Source organism: Vibrio ishigakensis (genome assembly GCF_024347675.1).
In the GTDB taxonomy this organism is placed as follows: Bacteria; Pseudomonadota; Gammaproteobacteria; order Enterobacterales; family Vibrionaceae; genus Vibrio; species Vibrio ishigakensis.
In genome coordinates, this window is the sequence record NZ_AP024882.1 from 1,604,974 (window position 1) to 1,625,028 (window position 20,055).

Annotated in this window: 19 protein-coding genes; 8 read left to right on the top strand and 11 right to left on the bottom strand. The window is 45.7% G+C overall.

The window, feature by feature from the left end; all coding sequences use genetic code 11:
• Nucleotides 1-9: 9 nt before the first annotated feature.
• The 4 genes from Pcarn_RS21215 to Pcarn_RS21230 all read right to left on the bottom strand — a co-directional run bounded on the left by Pcarn_RS21215 (nucleotide 10) and on the right by Pcarn_RS21230 (nucleotide 5,006).
• Nucleotides 10-564, bottom strand: a complete 555-nt coding sequence (locus Pcarn_RS21215) for a MotA/TolQ/ExbB proton channel family protein (RefSeq protein ID WP_261836317.1) — start codon at nucleotides 562-564, stop codon at nucleotides 10-12.
• The gene (locus tag Pcarn_RS21220; protein WP_261836318.1) at nucleotides 564-1,901 is read right to left on the bottom strand and encodes a MotA/TolQ/ExbB proton channel family protein; all 1,338 of its coding nucleotides are present in this window, start codon (nucleotides 1,899-1,901) and stop codon (nucleotides 564-566) included. The genes Pcarn_RS21215 and Pcarn_RS21220 overlap by 1 nt, the downstream gene beginning before the upstream one ends.
• Nucleotides 1,902-1,904: 3 nt before the next feature.
• The gene (locus Pcarn_RS21225) at nucleotides 1,905-2,687 is read right to left on the bottom strand and encodes a DUF3450 domain-containing protein (RefSeq protein ID WP_261836319.1); all 783 of its coding nucleotides are present in this window, start codon (nucleotides 2,685-2,687) and stop codon (nucleotides 1,905-1,907) included.
• A 162-nt stretch (nucleotides 2,688-2,849) separates the two neighbouring features.
• Nucleotides 2,850-5,006 carry a TonB-dependent receptor gene (locus Pcarn_RS21230; RefSeq protein WP_261836320.1) on the bottom strand — a complete coding sequence of 719 codons (2,157 nt, stop codon included), beginning with the start codon at nucleotides 5,004-5,006 and terminating at the stop codon, nucleotides 2,850-2,852.
• Between the two features lie 144 nt (nucleotides 5,007-5,150).
• Between Pcarn_RS21230 and Pcarn_RS21235 the strand changes: the two genes are divergently transcribed.
• Genes Pcarn_RS21235 through Pcarn_RS21255 form a run of 5 tightly spaced genes read left to right on the top strand, consistent with a single transcriptional unit; the run spans nucleotide 5,151 to nucleotide 9,670 of the window.
• Complete coding sequence (locus Pcarn_RS21235; protein WP_261836321.1) at nucleotides 5,151-6,095, top strand: ABC transporter substrate-binding protein; 945 nt, start codon at nucleotides 5,151-5,153, stop codon at nucleotides 6,093-6,095.
• Nucleotides 6,086-7,057, top strand: coding sequence for a FecCD family ABC transporter permease (locus tag Pcarn_RS21240; protein WP_261836322.1), 972 nt, complete (start codon nucleotides 6,086-6,088; stop codon nucleotides 7,055-7,057). Before Pcarn_RS21235 ends, Pcarn_RS21240 begins: the two co-directional genes overlap by 10 nt.
• Nucleotides 7,057-8,022, top strand: a complete 966-nt coding sequence (locus tag Pcarn_RS21245; RefSeq protein WP_261836323.1) for a FecCD family ABC transporter permease — start codon at nucleotides 7,057-7,059, stop codon at nucleotides 8,020-8,022. The genes Pcarn_RS21240 and Pcarn_RS21245 overlap by 1 nt, the downstream gene beginning before the upstream one ends.
• On the top strand, nucleotides 8,022-8,816 hold the full coding sequence (locus tag Pcarn_RS21250; protein WP_261836324.1) for an ABC transporter ATP-binding protein: 795 nt from the start codon (nucleotides 8,022-8,024) through the stop codon (nucleotides 8,814-8,816). Before Pcarn_RS21245 ends, Pcarn_RS21250 begins: the two co-directional genes overlap by 1 nt.
• Nucleotides 8,816-9,670, top strand: a complete 855-nt coding sequence (locus Pcarn_RS21255) for a (2Fe-2S)-binding protein (RefSeq protein WP_261836325.1) — start codon at nucleotides 8,816-8,818, stop codon at nucleotides 9,668-9,670. Before Pcarn_RS21250 ends, Pcarn_RS21255 begins: the two co-directional genes overlap by 1 nt.
• Before the next feature lie 199 nt (nucleotides 9,671-9,869).
• Here the strand turns inward: Pcarn_RS21255 and Pcarn_RS21260 are convergent, their stop codons facing one another.
• A complete protein-coding gene (locus tag Pcarn_RS21260; protein ID WP_261836326.1) occupies nucleotides 9,870-11,300 on the bottom strand; it encodes a coniferyl aldehyde dehydrogenase in 1,431 nt (476 codons plus the stop codon).
• Nucleotides 11,301-11,439: 139 nt separating this feature from the next.
• On the opposite strand from Pcarn_RS21260, the gene Pcarn_RS21265 reads away from it, so the two are divergent.
• Nucleotides 11,440-11,793: a DUF1428 domain-containing protein gene (locus Pcarn_RS21265; RefSeq protein WP_261836327.1), complete on the top strand. Its 354-nt coding sequence runs from the start codon at nucleotides 11,440-11,442 to the stop codon at nucleotides 11,791-11,793.
• Here the strand turns inward: Pcarn_RS21265 and Pcarn_RS21270 are convergent.
• From Pcarn_RS21270 to Pcarn_RS21295, 6 genes are read right to left on the bottom strand one after another with little or no spacing between them, the layout of a single operon-like run.
• A complete protein-coding gene (locus tag Pcarn_RS21270) occupies nucleotides 11,790-12,698 on the bottom strand; it encodes a LysR substrate-binding domain-containing protein (protein ID WP_261837333.1) in 909 nt (302 codons plus the stop codon). The genes Pcarn_RS21265 and Pcarn_RS21270 overlap by 4 nt on opposite strands.
• A gap of 20 nt (nucleotides 12,699-12,718) precedes the next feature.
• On the bottom strand, nucleotides 12,719-14,152 hold the full coding sequence (locus Pcarn_RS21275) for an ABC transporter ATP-binding protein (RefSeq protein WP_261836328.1): 1,434 nt from the start codon (nucleotides 14,150-14,152) through the stop codon (nucleotides 12,719-12,721).
• Nucleotides 14,145-14,933: an ABC transporter permease gene (locus tag Pcarn_RS21280; RefSeq protein WP_261836329.1), complete on the bottom strand. Its 789-nt coding sequence runs from the start codon at nucleotides 14,931-14,933 to the stop codon at nucleotides 14,145-14,147. The genes Pcarn_RS21275 and Pcarn_RS21280 overlap by 8 nt, the downstream gene beginning before the upstream one ends.
• Nucleotides 14,930-15,877, bottom strand: coding sequence for an ABC transporter permease (locus Pcarn_RS21285; protein WP_261836330.1), 948 nt, complete (start codon nucleotides 15,875-15,877; stop codon nucleotides 14,930-14,932). The genes Pcarn_RS21280 and Pcarn_RS21285 overlap by 4 nt, the downstream gene beginning before the upstream one ends.
• Complete coding sequence (locus Pcarn_RS21290) at nucleotides 15,867-17,393, bottom strand: ABC transporter substrate-binding protein (RefSeq protein WP_261836331.1); 1,527 nt, start codon at nucleotides 17,391-17,393, stop codon at nucleotides 15,867-15,869. The genes Pcarn_RS21285 and Pcarn_RS21290 overlap by 11 nt, the downstream gene beginning before the upstream one ends.
• Nucleotides 17,393-17,968: a HupE/UreJ family protein gene (locus Pcarn_RS21295; RefSeq protein WP_261836332.1), complete on the bottom strand. Its 576-nt coding sequence runs from the start codon at nucleotides 17,966-17,968 to the stop codon at nucleotides 17,393-17,395. Before Pcarn_RS21295 ends, Pcarn_RS21290 begins: the two co-directional genes overlap by 1 nt.
• A 225-nt stretch (nucleotides 17,969-18,193) precedes the next feature.
• Between Pcarn_RS21295 and Pcarn_RS21300 the strand changes: the two genes are divergently transcribed.
• Both Pcarn_RS21300 and Pcarn_RS21305 read left to right on the top strand, forming a co-directional pair.
• On the top strand, nucleotides 18,194-19,045 hold the full coding sequence (locus tag Pcarn_RS21300; protein ID WP_261836333.1) for a peptidylprolyl isomerase: 852 nt from the start codon (nucleotides 18,194-18,196) through the stop codon (nucleotides 19,043-19,045).
• Between the two features lies 1 nt (nucleotide 19,046).
• On the top strand, nucleotides 19,047-20,045 hold the full coding sequence (locus Pcarn_RS21305; protein WP_261836334.1) for a HupE/UreJ family protein: 999 nt from the start codon (nucleotides 19,047-19,049) through the stop codon (nucleotides 20,043-20,045).
• Nucleotides 20,046-20,055 lie beyond the last annotated feature (10 nt).

A 20,055-nucleotide genomic window follows, 5' to 3' on the forward strand; every position in this document is an offset into this window, starting at 1 on the left:
TAAAAACCTCTAATTATGGATTCGTAGCATTCGCTCTAAGTGCAATTGCTTGCGCTCTGCCAATCCATACAATCTCGAATAAACAAACATACCCACAAGGGCTGCTACCATGCCGGCCATTGTTGGGATAGTGGCCATAGAGATACCTGCCGCCATTAGGCGCGGTTCACTGTTTCCTTGGGCTGCCATCACATCGAATACCGAGATCATACCGGTAACGGTTCCAAGCAAACCTAGCATCGGAAACAGTGCGACAAGCACCTTCATTAAGGACAGTGAACGCTTCAGGCTCGACTCCGACGCTGACAGCCAAGCGGTGCGCTGCGAAAGCGCATACCAAGAATGGCGGTCAGAGCGTTGTTGCCACTGAAGAACCCATTGGTGCTGGTACTTTGGAAATAACCAAAAGAAGTACAAGACTCTATCTAGAACCAAAATCCAAAAGACCAGCATCACAGCGGCGAGCCACCACAGAACCGGACCACCTCGAACCATCAGCTCATCGATAGAGCCAACTAGGGGTACGTCTGTGAGCATCGCCCAAAAGGATGCGAAGTCAGCCATTATGCAGCAGCCTCTTGTTTGCGCTCTGCGCTTTCAGCTACTAGGCCAACACCTTGTTTTTCAACAACATTACGGATGCCTTCAGATAGGCTAGATAGCATGTTGTGTACAAGTAGTAGAGGCATAGCCGCGACTAGACCAAGAACGGTCGTGATAAGTGCCATCGAGATGCCGCCTGCCATGATGCGAGGATCAGCATTACCAAACTGAGTAATGGTTTGGAAGGTATCAATCATACCGGTTACTGTACCCAGTAGACCTAGCATAGGTGCTAGAGCTGCTAGGAGTTTGATGGTCGAGATGCCTTGCTCTAGGCTCTCTTGCTCATCCATTACTGCTTCTAAAAGACGAAGCTCAAGTGCTTCAATCGTTGGACTCTGATCTTCTTTATGAACCAGCATTACGCGGCCAAGTGGGTTGTTGTCTGTTGGGTTGGATACATCTTTCAGCTGTTTGTTGATCTTAGACTTAATAGACATAAGAACGAACGCACGATAAACACCGATTAGAAGACCTACTAGAAGAAGACCAATGATGATTTTACCTACTACACCACCCTGCTCGATACGCTGAGAAAGGGTTGGGTTGTTAGCCAACTGCTCAAGCAATGCGCCGCGTGTTACGTCTAGCGCTACTACAGGTAGGTCGCTTGATAAATCAGTTGACGATGTCAGTGTTAGTTTAGGCTGAACCGTGTATGGTGTAGCAATCTGTTTAGTTGCGTTCCAAGCCAAGTAACCATTATCGTCCGCTAGAGCGAATGAGCCCATACGAAGAACTGTTTTCTTTTGCAGTTCACCAGAACCATCCACAAAAGGAACCATTATCTTGCTAGCTTTCGAGCTTGCGTCGATCTGATGCTGGTATGAATGCCATAGACCGTACAGTTGGTCTTTAGATGGGATAGATTTCGCTTCTATGATCTCATCGATAACCGCTACATCTTCATCTAGCCCGATAGTAGCAACCGAACGCTCTTGCTCTAGTTGAACATCTTTCGCTGCTTGGCGTACAACACCAAAGATCTCACCCAAGCTACCTGTCGCTAGGGTCAGTTCTTTTTCTTTGCCTGCTAGTAGCTCTTCATTGGATTGGAACTTTGCGCTTAGAGAGTCGATAGATTTATTCAGGTTTGCACGCTGCTTGATAAGCGCATCATACTCAGCCTGAAGCTTCTGTTCTTGAGAAGCAAACTCCCCTTCGCGCGCTTTGTTATGCTGTGTATCAGCCGCTTTGGCTTTATTAGTATCGTTTAATAGCTCTTGGCTAGCGTGTGCTGGAATTACACACAGGGCTGCGGCTAGAGCTAGGCTAACCTTTGCTAGGTGACGTTTCATTAATTACTTCTCCTCACCTTGAGTTAGCGAAACGGGTAGATCAAGCAGGCTTGGAGAAGCTTGCTTAGCGGCAACATCGAACGCTTTATCGATTGAGTGACCAACACTGCGGTCTTGCTCAATCCATGCATTTTGATTGTCGTTCCATGCCCAGTAGCGCTGGCGGTCGTTAGAGCGAGCTACTAGAGATACACGACCTAGGTAAAGCTGCTCAGCAACGATAGGCTTACCGTCGAATTCGATAGTGCCAGAGTACGCACCCATTTTAGTGCCGTAATCCATTTCGATCTGATATGCCTCGAGAATGCGGCGATATTTTTCTGCATCACTGATGTCTGCTTGAGTCATCATTTCATTCAGAGATTCGAGACGCTTTGAACGAGCATCGACGCGAATCGGACGGTCTTCGGCATTCAACTTTTTCAAACCATCCAACATTTCATACATCAGAGGAACGATAGCCTGACGGGTATCATCGATCTGAGATAACTGTGAATCAAAGCCTTCAAGCTCTTTCTCTTGGCTAGAAATCAGACCTTCAAGGTGAGTGTTGTAAACCGTTAGGTTGTTCACCTCTTGCTTCAGCGTAGCAATATCAGCTTCTAGCTGCATCGCTTTGTCGCTGCTTGCAGAAATCTTCTTTTGGCTGTTTGCTGCATTCTTAGTGATTTGAGTCTCGACGTTTTGAGACTTCTGCAGTGTCACCTGCTGGTTAGCAAAGGCTGATGCACTAGTCATAGACAAGCCTGCTAGTAATAGGTAGCCAGCTTTATTTTTAATATTCATAGACTTTCATTAACTCTCTGAATTTATGTATCTTTTCTTCAAACTGTATCGACCATATCATTAATCAATCGCAGTTTCTTTCATAAGGTAACCAAATGTTTTTTGGCGCCTAAAAAACGCATGAAAGCCGAGCTAGGCTCGGCTTGTTTTAAATCTTTTCGATTAGTACTTCACTTCATAATTCAAGTAGAAGCGACGACCTGGAGCATTGTAGTAACGAGAAGCATTCTGCTCTGACTGAGCATATGGTGTCATATACTCTTCATTGAACAGGTTCTCGATAGCAAAGCTTACAGTACCAACAGGCAAGTCATAATCCATACCAGCATTAGCTAGGAAGAAACTATCAACTGCGTATTTTGCACCTTGAGTAATCTCGTCTTCTTTATCACGTGAACCAGAGTAGATGAAGTTGATGTTATAGCGACCAAACTCATGTGCATCATAGATAAACATAGAGGTTACTTTCAGAGGCGCGATACGCGTGCCATCTAGAGGTTCCCAATCGCTGTTTTCATCTAGCTTACGCTCACCTTCTTGCCACGACACTGTGTTGTCGTTGCGAAGGTTAGCAAGGATATTGAAACCAAGAGTTGCTTCAGCACCCCATACGCGTTCTGGTGCTCGGGTACTTTCAAGGTTACCAGTTACGTCGTTCAAGCTTAAGGTCGCACCTGAATCTGACTCACTGTAAAAAGCCGCAAGTGTATAGTCAGCTTGTGCAATCAGACCTCGAACGCCAATCTCATAGTTGTCTGTTTTAATAGGGTTAATCGCACCATCAACGCTAGTTAACGGATTAGAAGCTGTACCACCTGAGCGGATATCACGAAGTGCTTCGTTTGTAGACATACCTTGTGCAAATGACGCAAACACTTGATGGTTTGGAGTTAGATAGTGCGTAATACCTACGTTGAAAAGGAACTCATCAAAACTTGGGTTACCACCTTCTACACTATTGCCCGCAGTGCCGTTAAAGGTATTACCTACAATAAAGTCATCTACGCTTAAGCGAACGTACTCATAGCGAACACCATAAGAAACGGTTGTGTCTAGAGTGATGTCACTTGAGAATTGTGCAAACGGTGCGATAGCGAACTGTTCTACGTCTGGTGTGTTGTTTACAAAACCTACGCTGTTAGGTTGCTTGAAGGTTTGGTTTTCTAGGTCAAGACCCCAAGTTACCGCAGCCCAGCTTGTGTCACTTGAGATATTGATCTTCGCGCCGTAGCGGTCGAAGTCAGTCTCATTATGACCATAAAGGGTTTGGCCGAACGTTGGAGAGTTAGGGTTGTAATCGGTCATCTTCAAAGTGAAGGTCTCAGTATCCTGAGTCATCCAATAACCGGTCACATCAAGCATACCAAGCGCAAACGCATAATCCTGATAACGAACTTGATAGTTAGCGAAGGTACGGCTTACGTCGTTTGGCTCAGCACCAGGCTGACCTGCTACACCATTGTTGTAGCCGGGGCCACAGTGCTCAGCTTGCGCTGGGATTCCGTTTTCAGGATCCGCACCGGTTGCACACCAACCGTCGTTATCTGTGATGTTACGAACACCAAAAGTAAAGGTAAGTGCACGGTCTGCATCAATGTTATGGTTCCACACACCATTCACATTAATGTTGTCCATGTCATCTTCGTTGTTTACCGAAGGAAGACGATCACCGTTTGCATCAAAGCTGCCACCACGTTGCTCATAGCCAAGACCGATACGCCATTGGTTTTTGTCATCACCACCTTGCGCTTCTTGGTATACATCCCAACTAAACGAGTCGCTACCGAACTCTTGGAAGTTGGTGCCAACCTTGGTGCGGTATTGGGTTTCACCCGCTACCGGCATCTTAGTGATAACGTTGATGATACCGCCCTGTGCACCTAGGCCATATACCGCAGAACCGCCACGGATAACCTCGATACGATCTACGTTTTCAGGATCAATAGAAGACAGTTCTTGGCCGAAATCAAGGAAGCTATTGTTTTGTGCTACACCATCAATAAGTAGCAGAACACGTCGGCCACGGATGTTGTTTTGACCCTTACTACTTAGGTTACCGTGGATAGAGGTACCCATGCCCGGAACCAACATAGAAAGCACATCGTTAATACTACGACTTTGCTTCATAGCATCAGAGATTTGCTCTTGATTGATTACAGTTACTGAACGAGGAACCTCGTTAAGAGTTTGCTGACTACGGCTCGCAGAAACTACGATAGTTTCCATTTGTTCCGTTTGAGACGCTTCTTCAGCTTGAGCGCTGAAATTTGTCAAAGTTAATGCGCCCATAATGGCTACATTCAGCTTAGTAAGTTTCATTTTTCCATTTCCGTTTTACGACAACGCCTCGCCTTGGCATAAGGGCTAAAAAAGGTTTTAGTGCTGTTGAGAGGCATTTAATTGCGTGGTAGTCTAGCACTCCTTTTAATGAAGTAAACAATAATTGTTATCATTTGTGTTTTTATGAAGCATTTTCGTCCAATTTGCCGTTCAGCCACCATTCTGCTTAGCCTTGTCTTTGTTCTAGATCAAGTTTATGCAAATGAGTACACAGATGACCGAGGCATAACCTTGCCTACAATTAAGACAAACACCTTTCCAAGAGTGGCCAGTGTTTCGACATTTGGCGGTGAGGTTTCGCTTGCCTTAGGTGAGGTTCCAGTCGCTGTTTCAAACTACCCCGGCGGTTTCCCCTCTTACCTAAATGAGCTAAAACAGGCCTCTGAACTTGGTCCTAGGTCGAGAACCAGTTTTGAAGCACTTTATACGGCGAAACCAGACCTAATCGTGGGACTAGGCCGTATGATCGAGCCTTACTATCAGCGTTATTCAGATATCGCCCCTGCCCTTGGTTATGACTTAATAACTGTGGATGACAGTAATAAAGCCATCGCTCAAACCAGTAAGGTATTAGGCAAAGAGGCGGAAGGAATACGCATCAACCAATGTTTCGAGCAAACACTTGAGAAGATGCACAGTAAAATAGGCGACCAAAAACTCAGTGGTCTGTTTCTTACTAGTGCTGGGGTTACGCCAAGAGCCTACTATTCGCACTTTATGACAGTGAGTTTAATGGAGCGCTTGAATATTGAGAGCGCTAACGGCCCATCGCCTTACTCAGCAAAAACACCTTACTCAGGACAAGTAGGTTTGGAGTGGCTGATTAAACTAAATCCCGACATTATCTTTATGTATCAGGGTTCTAAGCCACAATTTGTCGACTCAAAAATCTGGCAGAACCTTTCTGCTGTCAAGAACAATCGAGTCTATGAAGTTAGCATGGCGTGGCGCGAACCGGAAGGACCATACTCTCGATTGTGGGTAAGCATGGATATAGCGCATAAAGCGTATCCTGAGCTATTCGATGCTCCTTCAAAAGAGAAAGTTGAGGAGGCGTTGTGTCGCTGAACAGTAAAAACCTGACACTGATACTGTTTTCCTCTGTCACCTTAGTAGTTGTTATCTATCAGTCTCTTAGCGTCGGTATCTATCAGTTTTCGTTGTCGGACTTACGTTCGTTTTTGCTAAACGAGCAACAGACTAGCCAGTATCTTGTCTTCTGGGAATTAAGGCTACCAAGAACCCTGATTGCGCTATTTGGTGGTGCTGCCCTCGCTACAGCGGGTCATATCATGCAGAGCGTTCTTAAGAACCCACTGGCCTCCCCTAACCTAACCGGGGTAATGTCTGGTGCGGCCTTTGCGGTGCTGACAGCAACTATGTTTGTACTGCCTCTCTCTTCTCTGTTTTGGGGTATCGCTGGCGGGCTTATCGGCGGTGTGATAACTCTGTCAATTAGTTGGAAGAACGGTATTACTCCAAGCCGTCTTGCACTTGCTGGCGTATCTGTAAGTGCATTTTGTCAGGCTGCCATTACCTACATTCTTCTCTCTGACCGAGTAGACAGCGAAGCGCTGTTCTTCTGGCTAACCGGAAGTAACGCTGGAGCTAACTGGGATGCATTTTGGCCTTTACTGTTTACCACATTACCTATGTTTGCCTTGTTAATCGTGAGCTATCGTCAGCGCTCGTATCTTGAGCTTGACGATGAAGTGGCTAGAGGCTTGGGCATCCCAATAAACAGCTACCGCCTGCTGTTCGGTTTTATCTCAGTAATATTGACTGCCGCTTCTGTTGGCGCTTTCGGTCCTGTTGGCTTTATCGGATTGGTCGCTCCTCACTTAGCACGCATGCTAGGTCTTGGCCTTATCGGCTCAGCGGCAATCGGGGCAAGCCTAGTAATTACCGCAGACCTTCTCGCGCGCACGCTACTTATGCCTCTTGAGCTACCCATCGGAGTCCTAACCGCTATGATTGGCGCCCCTTGGTTTCTGTATCTTATCCTTGGCAAACTATGGATGGCCCGCTAATGGTTCGTAGCCTTCCTTTCTATCTGATCTGCAGCTTAGTGCTCTTTGCTCCATTGGCTTACATCGGAACCTCGCAAGAGCTGATGAGCTCCGGACTCGCGTTTATCGAGCGAGGAACCTATCATCCGTTTTGGTCTTTGAGCTTACCAAGAATCATCCTCGCGTTACTGGCAGGTTTTATGTTGGCTGCGTCGGGTTATCTGTTGCAAACCACATTGAAAAACCCGCTTGCGGACAGCGGTATCTTGGGTGTTAATGCAGGTGCTTCATTGGGCGCGGTTTGCGCGCTACTGTTACCTAGTTGGTTTGGCTGGTCTATTTCAGCGGAGAACGCGCTCATCGCCTTTTCTATGGCAGGCGGCTTACTCAGCTCAGTTCCAATTCTGATCGTAAGCAGATTATCGAGCTCGTCCTTAACCCTGCTTACCGGTGTTGCCGTTACCGCTATTTTGAGCGCCTGCTCTTCAGCACTCATTTTCACTATAGGCCAAGGTCGCACCGATCTTGCTCTACAATGGATGGCCGGTGGCTTGTATGGCCGAGGCTGGGAGCAAGTGCTGTATCTTCTACCTTGGGCTATCTTCGCCCTTGGTTTTATTGCTCTAATGTTTATCCCGTTAAAGTGGGTTCGATATGATGATTCAACCCTCAGAGGGGTGGGCATCAAAGGGCCTCAGCTCAGGGTTATTATTTTGATCGGCACAGCGCTGATCACTGCCCCTGCAGTTTCCGCCATAGGTCCAATAGGCTTTATTGGGCTGGTAATTCCGCATATGGCAAGGCTCATCTGCAAGAATAGTCCTGGTCAATCTCTGGTTCTCACTCTGGTACTAGGCAGTTTGTTTCTTGCCGTATCGGATCTTTTAGCAAGAACGCTACTCTATCCAACAGAGATACCTGCTGGTGTGATTACAGCGTTGTGCGGCGTACCTTTCTTCCTATTTCTACTAAGGAAAAACTCCTGATGAATTCAAATACATTACAGGGCCAAGGCCTAGTATCTGGCTATCAGGACACCATTATTTTAAACGGTGTCGACATCAAGATTCAGGAGGGCAAGGTTACCGCATTCGTAGGTCCAAATGGGTGTGGTAAATCGACATTGATGAAGACCCTTACCGGAGCAATCAAAGCACGCTCGGGAAACGTCAGCTTCAAAGGAAAACCCTTTAGTGATTGGAAACTCAAAGAACTGGCCAAACACATCGCTATCTTGCCTCAGCATCCAACTGCGCCGGAAGGGGTTACCGTTGAACAGCTCGTCGCTTTAGGGCGCGTTGCTCACAAAAAGTGGTATCAAGGTAACAGCTCACGAGATATTGAAGTGATCAAAGAGTCGCTTTCGAGTGTTGGATTAGCCGGATATGAAGACCGCGTTGTGAGCACCCTTTCAGGTGGTGAACGTCAGCGTGTTTGGCTTGCAATGTGTTTAGCACAAGAAGCGCAATGGCTGCTGTTGGATGAACCAACCAGCTATCTTGACCTTGGCCATCAACTAGAGCTTTTAGAGGTGCTACAACAACTAAACAAGAGTCGCAATCTGACCATAGTGTATGTCTTACACGAACTCAGCCAAGCAGCACAGTTCTGTGATGAACTGGTACTGATGAAAAAGGGTAAGATCCTAAAGCAAGGTTCGCCACTTGAGGTGCTTACCGAAGAAACCCTTGAGAGCGTATTTAAAGTTAAAGGCAAAATGGCCAATATCGATGGCTTCACCTATTGTTTGCCACAATCCTATGTTCGAGAGGAGGCATAGTGGAACAGCTTCAACAACAGTTACTGCAATGGCTTGATCTGCCTGCGGATTCCTCAACCCTCACACTGGCTCAGCAGCAGATGCTTCTTAACAAGCATGAACCTTTCTTTCGTCTAGTTATCAGCGATAAGGTCGTTGGAACGGATGCTGAAACTTGGTTTAAAGGCTGTGCTGAAGAAACTTTGCAAGCGTACGCAGATTCCCTGGATACCAAAACCGCCTTTTCCGCCCCTATCTGGCAAAAAGTGTATAACGCTATTCTCTTTACCTCACTAGTAGGTCATCGTTTGGTGTTCAATCGAGTGCCAAAGCTCTCACTTAAAGACGTTGGGTTAACGATTGGAGACGACCACAGGGTTTCGAATGTATCTATCTCAAGCGATAACCTATTCTTTTCGCTCGATGACACCGGAATAAAGGTTGGTTCACAGCAGGAACTAGACCAAAAGCTTGTCGAAGTAATTTTAGAACTGTCTACGCCCTTAACTCAGTTCTACAAGAGCCAAAGAGTAAACCCGCGAGTCTATTGGGGTAACATCCTATATGCCTGCAACCTTGCATTTTCAAAGTTGACTCATCAGCCTATCTCAGAAGATAACAGCCTAGATACCTCCCTTCTGCAAGAGTGGCAAAGTGCTGTATTTGAGCAAGCACTGCCTAAAGGTGGCCAGCTCAATAAAATCAAGGAAGTGAGCTTCAACGGCTTTAAGAAGATCTATGTAAGGCGTGAGACCTGCTGTCTAAAGTACAAGATAGAAGGTAAGGCTAAGTGCACAACCTGTAATCTGCATTCTGAGGAAGAGCAAACAGAGTTGGTGATAAATAAGCTGAAGAAGTTGCTTCAAACTGCTTAAGACTGGCCTCTTACAGCGGGGGTTTATTGTACATCTATACAGAACAAACATTCCCTCACATCGCTCCGTCATCCCGGAATGTCGAAGACATATCCGGGATCTTTAAGAACCTCTGAAGGTTGAAGATCCCGGATATTCGCGAAGCGAATTACGGGATGACGTCTGCTTTTGAAATCTAAATGATTTCAAACACCAGACGTCACTTCACAAACAACTTGCGAATCATCTTCAACGTCAACTTTCTCGCCTTCAACATATAAGTCGCACGTGGAAGCCAAGTTGGGGTCTTAAATACGGTTCTCGCATGACTAAAGGTTAAGAAGCCTTCTTTACCGTGATAGTGACCAAGCCCAGATTCCCCTATTCCACCGAACGGCGCATCTTCCGCGCCTACATGCAAAATAGTATCGTTGACTGCCACGCCGCCGGAGTGGGTGCGTTTTAGGATGAACTCAGTGCTGGCGTCATCTTCTGACATGATATACAGCGCCAGAGGTCTCTCCCGCTGATTGATAAATTCAACCGCATCTTCAAGCTTTTGATAACCGACGATAGGTAGAACAGGGCCGAAGATCTCTTCAGTCATAACCTTGAGTTCAAGGGATGGGTTGATGATTAAATGTGGCAAGATACGTCGATTAGAGTCGCTTAAGCCATATTCACTCACAGGCACCACTTGAGTGCTCTGGTCTTTTTCTGCTTCTTCGATTGCGGCTTTTAATCTCTGATATTGGCCATTGTTGATGATATGGGTGAAATCATTTGGATTCTCACCGTAAAGAGTAATAAAGCGCTTTACAAACAGCTCTGCAAAAGCATCAATCTTGTCTTGCTCTATCAGTACATAATCAGGTGCGACGCAAATCTGACCGGCATTCACACACTTACCAAAGACGATTTGATCTATCACCGTATCTAAATTAGACGATGGCGTGACGACCACCGGCGATTTACCCCCCAACTCGAGAGTGACTGGGACTAGGTTTTTGGCTGCGCTCTGAGCGACCAAACGTCCCACTTGAGTAGAACCGGTAAACAGCAAATGGTCGAATCGAAGACCGGAGAAGATCGAGGCGACACTAGCATCACCTTCAACAAGATAGATGTGCTCCTTCAAAGGCTCGATGATCTTTCCAACCACTTCGTTAGTATGCGGCGTGTACTCGCTCAGTTTCAGCATCACCTTGTTGCCCGCAGCAAACGCTGTTGCTACCGGTGCGAGACTTAAAATAATCGGGAAATTCCAAGGAGAGATAATGCCAACAACGCCAACAGGCTGATATTGCACCTCGACCTTAGACGGAGCCATCAACAGTCCAGATGAACGCTTTGAAGGCTTCATCCATGACTTTAGGTGTTTAAGGGTGTAATTGATATGAGCTACGGTCGGCATGATGTCGGTCATAGCAGAATCAAATTCACTTCGAAGCTCAAAGTCATCGCTAAGGGCTTTAACCAGCGCATCTTGATGCTCAAGCAAAGAGTCTTTCAGTGACAGCAACAGTGCTTTTCGCTCTTCGAGGCTCGGAAACTGATTTTGCTCGTAGCCTGCACGCAACTGATGTAGCGCTTTGTGCAATCGCTGTTCTTCCTGTTCAAGGTCTTTAGTGATGAGATTAAGTTGCGTCATATTCGAATCCGTTCTTTGAGGCTCACTGTTAGCTTACGAAATTTTAAAGTAATCATGCTAACTCTGCGTCACAACTCACTGAAAGTCTTTGTTGTTTGGCTAAGCTTTAAGCACTAAATACAAAAAATAAGGCTAAAACATGCAATACGTCGATGGCTTTCTAGCTGCAGTGCCCACTGACAAAAAACAGGAATACATTGAACATGCCTCTATGGCAGCTGAAGTATTCCGAGACTATGGCGCCATTCGCCTAGTTGAAAATTGGGGTGATGATGTTCCAGACGGAGAAGTAACCTCAATGCCGATGGCAGTCCAATGTAAACCTGGTGAAACCGTGGTGATGTCTTGGATTATATGGCCGTCCAAAGAAGCTAGAGATGCGGGCATAGAGGGCGCGATGAAAGATCCAAGATTAGATCCTGCAAAGAACCCTATGCCCTTTGACGGAAAACGTCTCATCTATGGTGGCTTCGAAACCGTGGTTGACGTTTAGCTCAAGCTCTCCAGTAGCCATTGTTTAAACTGATTTACCTGATACAGGTTCTCACGGTTTTTATTCACGATTAGATAGTGATGACTGTGGCTACTAAAGCTGTTTTTATGGGCGATCACCAGATCGCCCGCCTTTATCGAATCCTCAACCAAAATCCTTTTTGCCAACAACATACCGAGTCCCTGACAGGCGGCCTCCATCGACAGTTGGGTACTATCAAACTCCAGTACCGGTAGCGTATAAGGCATTCCACTGGAATGTACGTTGAACCAATCCCGCCACCCCTCGCTATAGCCCATGGTTGCTATCTTCGGATAACTGGAAATAGTTTCTATAGCCTGAGAAAAATCATAGCGTTTTATAAAGCAGGGGCTTGCTACAACCACCCACTCTTCGCTCTTCGTAAGTTGCAACGCATCCTTATTGTGCCAGTTTCCATATCCGTTAATTATCTCGATGTCACACGTCTGCTCGTTGGACGGATACAGGTTTACCGTTGAATAGAACTTAATATTTAGGTTTGGATTCTGTCTTTGGAAATCAGCCAATCTGGTCAACAGCCATGCACAACAAAAGGATTGGGAAATACGTACTGTCAGTGTCTGCTGAACATTCTGCCCAAACAGCCCTTGGGTGCCCATTTGCAAATTATCGAACATAGCTGTTAGCAAAGTCAGAAAATGGATTGCCGGGTCGGTCAGATTAAGCTGTGAGCCTTGCCTTAAAAATAGAGGCTCATTTAGATGGCGCTCCAATAATTTTATCTGTTGGCTTATGGCGCCCCTGCTGACATTAAGCTCACTCGCCGCCTTAGACAGGCTAAGATGGCGAGCGGCGGCTTCAAAGGCTCGTAATGAGTTTAACGGTGGTAAGGAACGATTTACCACCTTATCACTGCGATACATATTCACTATAAGGCCTCAACTCAAACAACTGGTAGAGGAACAGATCGTGGAGCTAAGCCGCTAGGCGAAAAGTCCGAGATCTTCACAACTTTGTGACTGACCTGCTCCACCAGCTTCAGGTCATGGCTGATAAGCACCAGAGAACAGCCAATGCGCGCGGTTTGTTCCAGCAGTAGCTTCATGGTCGCGTTAGCAACAACCGGATCCAGCCTTGAGGTCGGCTCGTCCGCAACTAGAACCTTAGGCTTCATTAGCAGCACCCTAAGAATCGCGAACCTTTGTAACTCCCCACCTGAGATAGCATCTGGTTTTCTCTCTAGCAACTCAGAGCTCAAACCAAGATCTATCATTAACTGAGGTATGGATGTGTCATCGAGATTATGCAGCTTACATAGATCCGCAAGATTTTGACTGAGCGTAATGCTTCGACAAAAAGAAGCAGGTGGGTCTTGATAAAGCTTCAACATAGCTGGCTGGCCGAGCTCTTGATGATGAGTGATACTGCCTTTGTCGGCTTTTACTAACCCTAGGAGTATGTCTGCAAGGGTCGACTTACCTGCCCCGCTATCTCCTACGATGCCAAGCACCTGCCGTTGATTGAGCTTAAGGTCTAACTCGGAAAATAGAGTGACTCCTCCGCGGGATTTTTCAATCTTGTTTAACTCTAACAATGGCTGTCCATTTGAACTGGACTCTTCGTGCTGATACTCCAAGTGACTTGCTGAAATGAGAGCCTTAGCATAGTCAGACCTAGGTGTACGCAATACAGATTCACAATCACCACGTTCAAGGATTTGGCCTTTCTTCATCACCAGAACTTGTCCACCTAGCTCCTTTGCCACCTCCACATCGTGGGTGATGGTCAAGAGTGACCCAGTGCGACTGTGATCTTTTAATAACCGAATAAGCTGATGCTTTCGACTTGAGTCCAAGCCCTTTGTTGGTTCATCGGCAATCAAGACTTTTCCACCTGCTGCTGTTGCACAGAGGTAAGCGAGTCTTTGCGCCATACCGCCGGATAATTGACTCGGTACTTTTTGCTCCGAACCCTCCAAACCAAACGATTTTAATGAATCTCGTGCGATAGACTCAGATTTTGGTTTTTCAAACAGTCCCACCAAACGTTTCACAAGAGAAACCTGTTTTTGAGAAGGCATGATCGGGTCTAAAGAGAGCCATGGTTCCTGTGGCAGCATGGCTAGTTCTTTACCCCAGAGCGCTTCAAGTTCGCCCTGTGAGGTCACTACTTTGCCAAAGATAGAGATCTCTCCTTGGGTAGATAGACCTTTAGGCAAGGCCCCCATAATGGCTTGTGCGAGAAGACTTTTCCCTGAGCCGGTCTCGCCTAGAATTGTGATTGGAACTCCCCACTCCAACTCCAAGCTTAACTCTTCAACGATAGAGGCCTGCTCAGACCAAATAGACAAATTGCGAATTTCAATGACCTTATTCACTCTTGCCTCCCGCAATCAGATGAAAACCTAAAACCATAATCACTACCGCAATCAGAGGTTGTAGCAGTACCCAAGGAGCGTCGCTGTAATAAGGAAATAACTCCACCATCATGAGGCCTAATTCTGCATGAGGTGGCCTCAAGCCTACATAGACAAAGCCCACCGACGCCAACGCAAGAACCGAGGTGCCCGCACCAAAGCAGGCCAAGGTGAATACATCTTTTTTAAATGATGGCCACAAGGAACGCTTAAAAATATGCCAAGACCCAAACCCAAATAGCTGGGCCGCTTCAACCTCTGGTTGGCGAATCAAATACAAGGTTTTAGCTCGAATCACTCGAAAATACTCAACCCACAACACCATGGAGATCGCCACATAAAGGATGAAGAAAGAACCCGGCACCAAAGCACCGAATAACAAGATCAAGATAAGCCCGGGTAGCGCTAATATTACGTTCACCAGAGATGATAGAGCCCTATCAAACCAGCCTTGCTTCCATCCCGCCAATACTCCAAGCAATACCCCAAGTAGGGCTGAAGTAAATACGCAAGCCAAAACCATGAAAAGAGATGTCTGTAATGCACTTGATAGCCTTGCTAGGTTACTTCGGCCAAACTGATCTGTTCCCAAAGGGTCTGCAAGGCTTGGCAGGGCAAAGATGTTGTCGAGGTTTTGCAGTGCAGGATCGTGCCCCCAAAACACGCTTTCTAATCCGACGATAGCAATCAACATTGCCAGTAGTATTGCACCCAGTTTTTGGGTAACGGTTAGCTGATTCATGCGTACGCCTCCTCTCTTTGTCTTGGGTCCAAGAGGTAAGCCATGCAATCGACTATGGTGTTTATCATTACGAATAACAGCCCCATAACCAAGGCAGCACCTTGGATCATAGGTACATCCCTTCCAAAAATTGCGTGCGCCAATGCATGCCCAATACCCGGCCAAGAGAACAGGGATTCAATCATGACAATGCCTTCAATCAAAGCGACCGACTGAATGCCGATAAAGGCGATGACTGGCAGTGCGATATTTGGCTGCGCGTGGTGTTCAAAGGCCTGTTTTGCTGTCAGGCCTTTGAATCTTGCGAACCGGTAATAGGACGAACTCAAAACATCTTGAGTAGAGTTTCGAATAATTCGACTGGACATAGCCGCCATAGAAAGCGCTAAAGCGAGCGCAGGAAGAATTAAATATTCACTGCTTCCAAAGCCAGCTACCGGCAATAACTTAAGGTTTAATGCGAACACCAATACCAAGATAAGACCAATAACGAACACGGGTTGCGACCTCAATAGTACCGAGAAGAACATTGATATTTGGTCACCGGCTTTACCCGCTTTTTTACCCGCATAGATGCCAACAGGTATGGCAATCAGGAGCGAGATAAAGGTAGCAAATATAGCCAATTTCAAGGAATGACCCAGTTGATGATACAGCTCTTCGGTCACCGGATTACCGCTCACCAAAGAATTACCGAGGTTAAATTGAGCCAGGTTAACCAGCCAATCGAAATATTGTACTAATGCAGGCCTGTCTAGGCCTAGCTCAAGTCGCACCGCATCTGCAGCAGCTTGAGTTACATAGTCATAGCCATACCTACCTGCAGCGATTCGATAGGCGAAATCACCGGGTAATAGCCGCATCAATATAAAAGTAAGCGTGCCAACAGCCCAGGCAACAAAACCTGCCTGCGCCAGTCGCTTGTATAGGATCTTACTGAGCAAAGTACATCTCCGATACGCGATAGTTATTTTCAAAAGGGTCAAATTGGAAGTTCTGAACACGCTCGTTTACCGAAACCTGTTGGGTATAGAACACCACTGGTATCACCGGCATCTCTTCGGCCAGAATAGTTGACGCTTTCTGTGCCAGTTCGCGGTAAGACGCGTCATCGCTTCGCATCATTTCACCAAGAACTTGATTCAATTCTTGGGATGACCAGTTCATATGCCCCCAATCACTGCCTTTGTGCGTCTTTGCATCATCGACCAGTATCGCCAGAGGGTCAGATATGGTGCCAAAGCTCCTTGCTACTAATGCGAGCTCGAGGGTCTGGTCATGATGCTTAGACGGTATCGCACTTGAATTGTCGACACTGACCTCTATCGTTATTCCCACCTCTCTCAGCTGCGCTTGAATTGCTGTGGCAATAACCGTCAACTCTGGTCTGTCGGCATAGGTCACCAAAGTCAACCCAAACACTTCACCGTCTCTTTGCAAAAGATTGTCTGAATTTAGTATCCAGCCCTGGGACTTCAATAGCGCACTAGCTGTGTCTAGGTTTCTGTCATTAGTATTCAAATCTTCTAGGTGCCAATCAGACAAGGCTGGCGGAAACAGTTGATAGGCCTCCGAGTTTTCCACGCGAACTATGTGCTGTGAAATGCCGGTTCGGTCTAGTGCAAGACTGATTGCCTGTCGTGTTCGATCTGAATCTAGGAATCTATGCTCATTATTGAGCTTAAGCAGCACGGTGCGTGGAATCGACTCACTATGCACCCTAAGATTTTCCGCTCTATTTAGAAGGTCAATACTGGCTGGATCTAGGGTATAGATAAGATCCGCTTGTCCACTTTGAGCCTGCAGCGCACGGCTTTCCGCTCTATGGCCTGTTAGATAATGAACCTCTTCTATCATTGGTGCTTCGCCCCAATAATCCGCGAACTTACGAACGTTTAGCTTATGTGGAGGAGCGATGACCGAGGCTTTATAAGGGCCCGTTCCTTGGATGTCGACAACCTGCCCCTCTGCATCAAACGAACCTGGCGCGAGTATGGCAGCGCTAAAATGAGACAATACCGCCAGTAAAGGTCTAAACGGCTCAGAAAGCTCTAAAACCACACTTTCTTGTTCTGCATACAAATTTTTCAGTGGGATCTGATTTAATACACCCGGCTTTTGCAGAGCATAATTAAGGGACGTCACTACGCTGTCGGCATCCAACAACTGACCGTTATGAAAACGAACGCCATCGCGAATCTTAAATCTCCATATCAGGCCATCACTACTTACTTCAGAAGATCTAGCTAACTTGGGCTTTAACGCTCCGTCAGGCTGAACCTCATAAAGAGACTCCGCAACCTGTAATCGGGTATAGATATAGCCATCCTTAGATAGGTCCTGACTAGTAAACTCAAACGGCCCCCCTATGACTAGGGTGTTATCCTTATCGATTGCCTGATAACCAAGAAACAGCCAAGCCAGAAGACCCACAGATATTGCAAAAAATACGTTCTTCATCACAACCAACCTACTGACAAACCAATAACGCCAACACTTATGTAGCCCAGCCCACTTAATCTCATTGCTTTATGAAACCGGGAGTAATTTTGTGGCACCATTCCTAGCATGACGCCAACTACGTGAATTAAGACCGAGCCCATAAAGAAGCCTTTTCTGAAGCCTTCAGGGTTTATCAAGCCTCCTATCTCAATGCCGTGTGCATATCCATGAAACAGACCGAATATCAGAGCAGTCCCCCCCATGAACAATAAGTTTGGCGTAGACGACCTGAGTAGTAATGCCCCAAGAAGTAGAAGTGAAAGTGAGATACCGGCTTGATAGTAAGCAAGAACAAAACCTGTCTCACCTAGGTAAAGGCCAATCAAAAGTGAAGCGATGAAGAGTGCTGGGATTTGCCAGATAGTCGCCCCGCCAAAGCGGCTGCTCAAGATACCGACTGCGACCATGGCCAGCAGATGTTCCAAGCCACTCATTGGGTGTATCACACCCTCGAGAAATCCTGCGGTTGATTCCGCACTGTGTGCATAGGCACCGGATGAAAATAATAGTGAAAATAAGATGACAAGTTTCATTATCACGCCCTGAAATAAACTCCAGGCTAAGATAAAGCAGTAATATTATAATTTCATTTCAATCTGGACTAGACCTAAATAAAATATATTCTTACATATAGATACATTTAGCAACCTAGAACAATTTATCTCAAGGCCGTTTAGAAAATCTATACACGCATTAATTTTTCAGTCATAAATATCGCCTAGCCTTTTCCCCAGTTATTTAAATACAGAGAAAAGGTCATGAAGCATTCGACATTTAAATCTCTAATTAGTTTCACCAAACACCCACTTATTATTTTCTTTGTTATCTCTATAGGTATATTGGCCATAGACAACACCCTCTTTTACGATAGACAGAGTAATAAAGTACTAGTCAATAAAGACACGCTTAGAAAATTCGTTAATGTCCAGTATGGCATTGATAACGCAGACATGATTAATGGTTATATCGACTCGTTAGATGAAGAGAAGAAAAAGACCCTTATTGATGAGTATCTAACCAATGAAGCCTTATATAACTTCGCAATGAACCGTTCTTTGGATAAGAACGACGAAGAGCTGAAATCAGTTATTACGGCTAAGTCTAAAAATATCATCGAGATGATGGTCAATGCCGAGCAACCTATTCCAAGTATTAAAGAAGCTAAGGCCTATTTTGAAGCGGGAAATCATAACTACCAGATGCAAGAAACCTATGATCTTGTGCTGATAAATAAGAAAAACCGTGATGCTAGCCTTACTGGTCTTCTAAGAGAGCAGAAACCTACACTACGCCAACTCGTACAGATGTCGGACATAGCACAGTTCGACAAGGTATTAAGGCAGGCAGACAGAAGCGACTTGGAAGCACGCTTTGGCGCAAAACAGGCTGCGCTGATCATCAGTCAACAAGATGGTACTTGGGTTGGACCTTATGCGACAGAGCTAGGTTTTCATTGGATGAAGAAACAAACAAGACCTGCGGTTAATCCGGACTTCGAATCCATCAAAGACCAAGTCATTGCCGATTTGTATCAGCTGAAAATAGATGAGCGTTATCAACAAATTATTGATGAGCTTATCGGTCAATTGAGCGTGAGAAAAGAGGTTTAAGATGCGTTATCTAAAGCAGGTAGCCAGCTTATTCTTGATGGCGATAAGCTCTTTGTTTTCGACTCATTCTATGGCTCATGGACTCGAACCCATCTTTATTTCAGTCATCACCATGGAGAACAACCAATACAGAGTTGAACTGAGATTGCCAGATGAATTCAAGGAAGAGAACAGCCCTTATTTCATATTTCCAGGCGACTGTTCAACCACTCAATTTAACTCGCTTATCTCAACGATTAACTGCCAAGAACCCCTAGTCGGTAAAAAACTTGATATCCGTTTTGACTACTATGTGCCGCAGATCTCTACCTTGGTGAACTACTATGACCTTGACGGCAAAAACGAGCTGGTGGAGATAACGGACCAACAGTCTTGGACCATGCCTGGAGAGATAAGCGCTAGTAGCAAAAACCTACGATACCTCAGCGTTGGCTTTGAGCACATATTAGGTGGATTTGACCATGTGTTATTCATCATTTGCTTGTTGATGATTATTAAGTCTAGAAGGAAATTAATACAAGCCATTACCGGTTTTACCATAGCACACTCTATTACCCTTTTTATAGTAAGCATCGGATTAATAAAGCCAGCCATAGAGCCGATTGAAATAATTATAGCTATGAGCGTTCTTTTATTAGCTTATGAAGTATTAAGCAACAAACAGAGTTTTACATCGCAATATCCAGTAATTGTCTCTTTCTTTTGTGGTTTATTACATGGTGTCGGATTCTCTTCTGTCCTATCCGAAATCAACACCGCAAATATTATAGAGTTATCTAGCATTCTATTTTTTAATATCGGCGTAGAAATCGGGCAATTACTCATCGTATTTACCTGGCTATTAATAAGCACAATTACACATAAATTTAATTTTGACCAAAAAGAACTTTACAAGGCCAGAGTGCTTTCCATCTATCTTACTGGTGGCCTTGCAATGTATTGGGTACTTGACCGCTTCATTTTATGGTTCGAAGCGCGAAGCATTCATTTATTCGTTTAAACCAAACTAT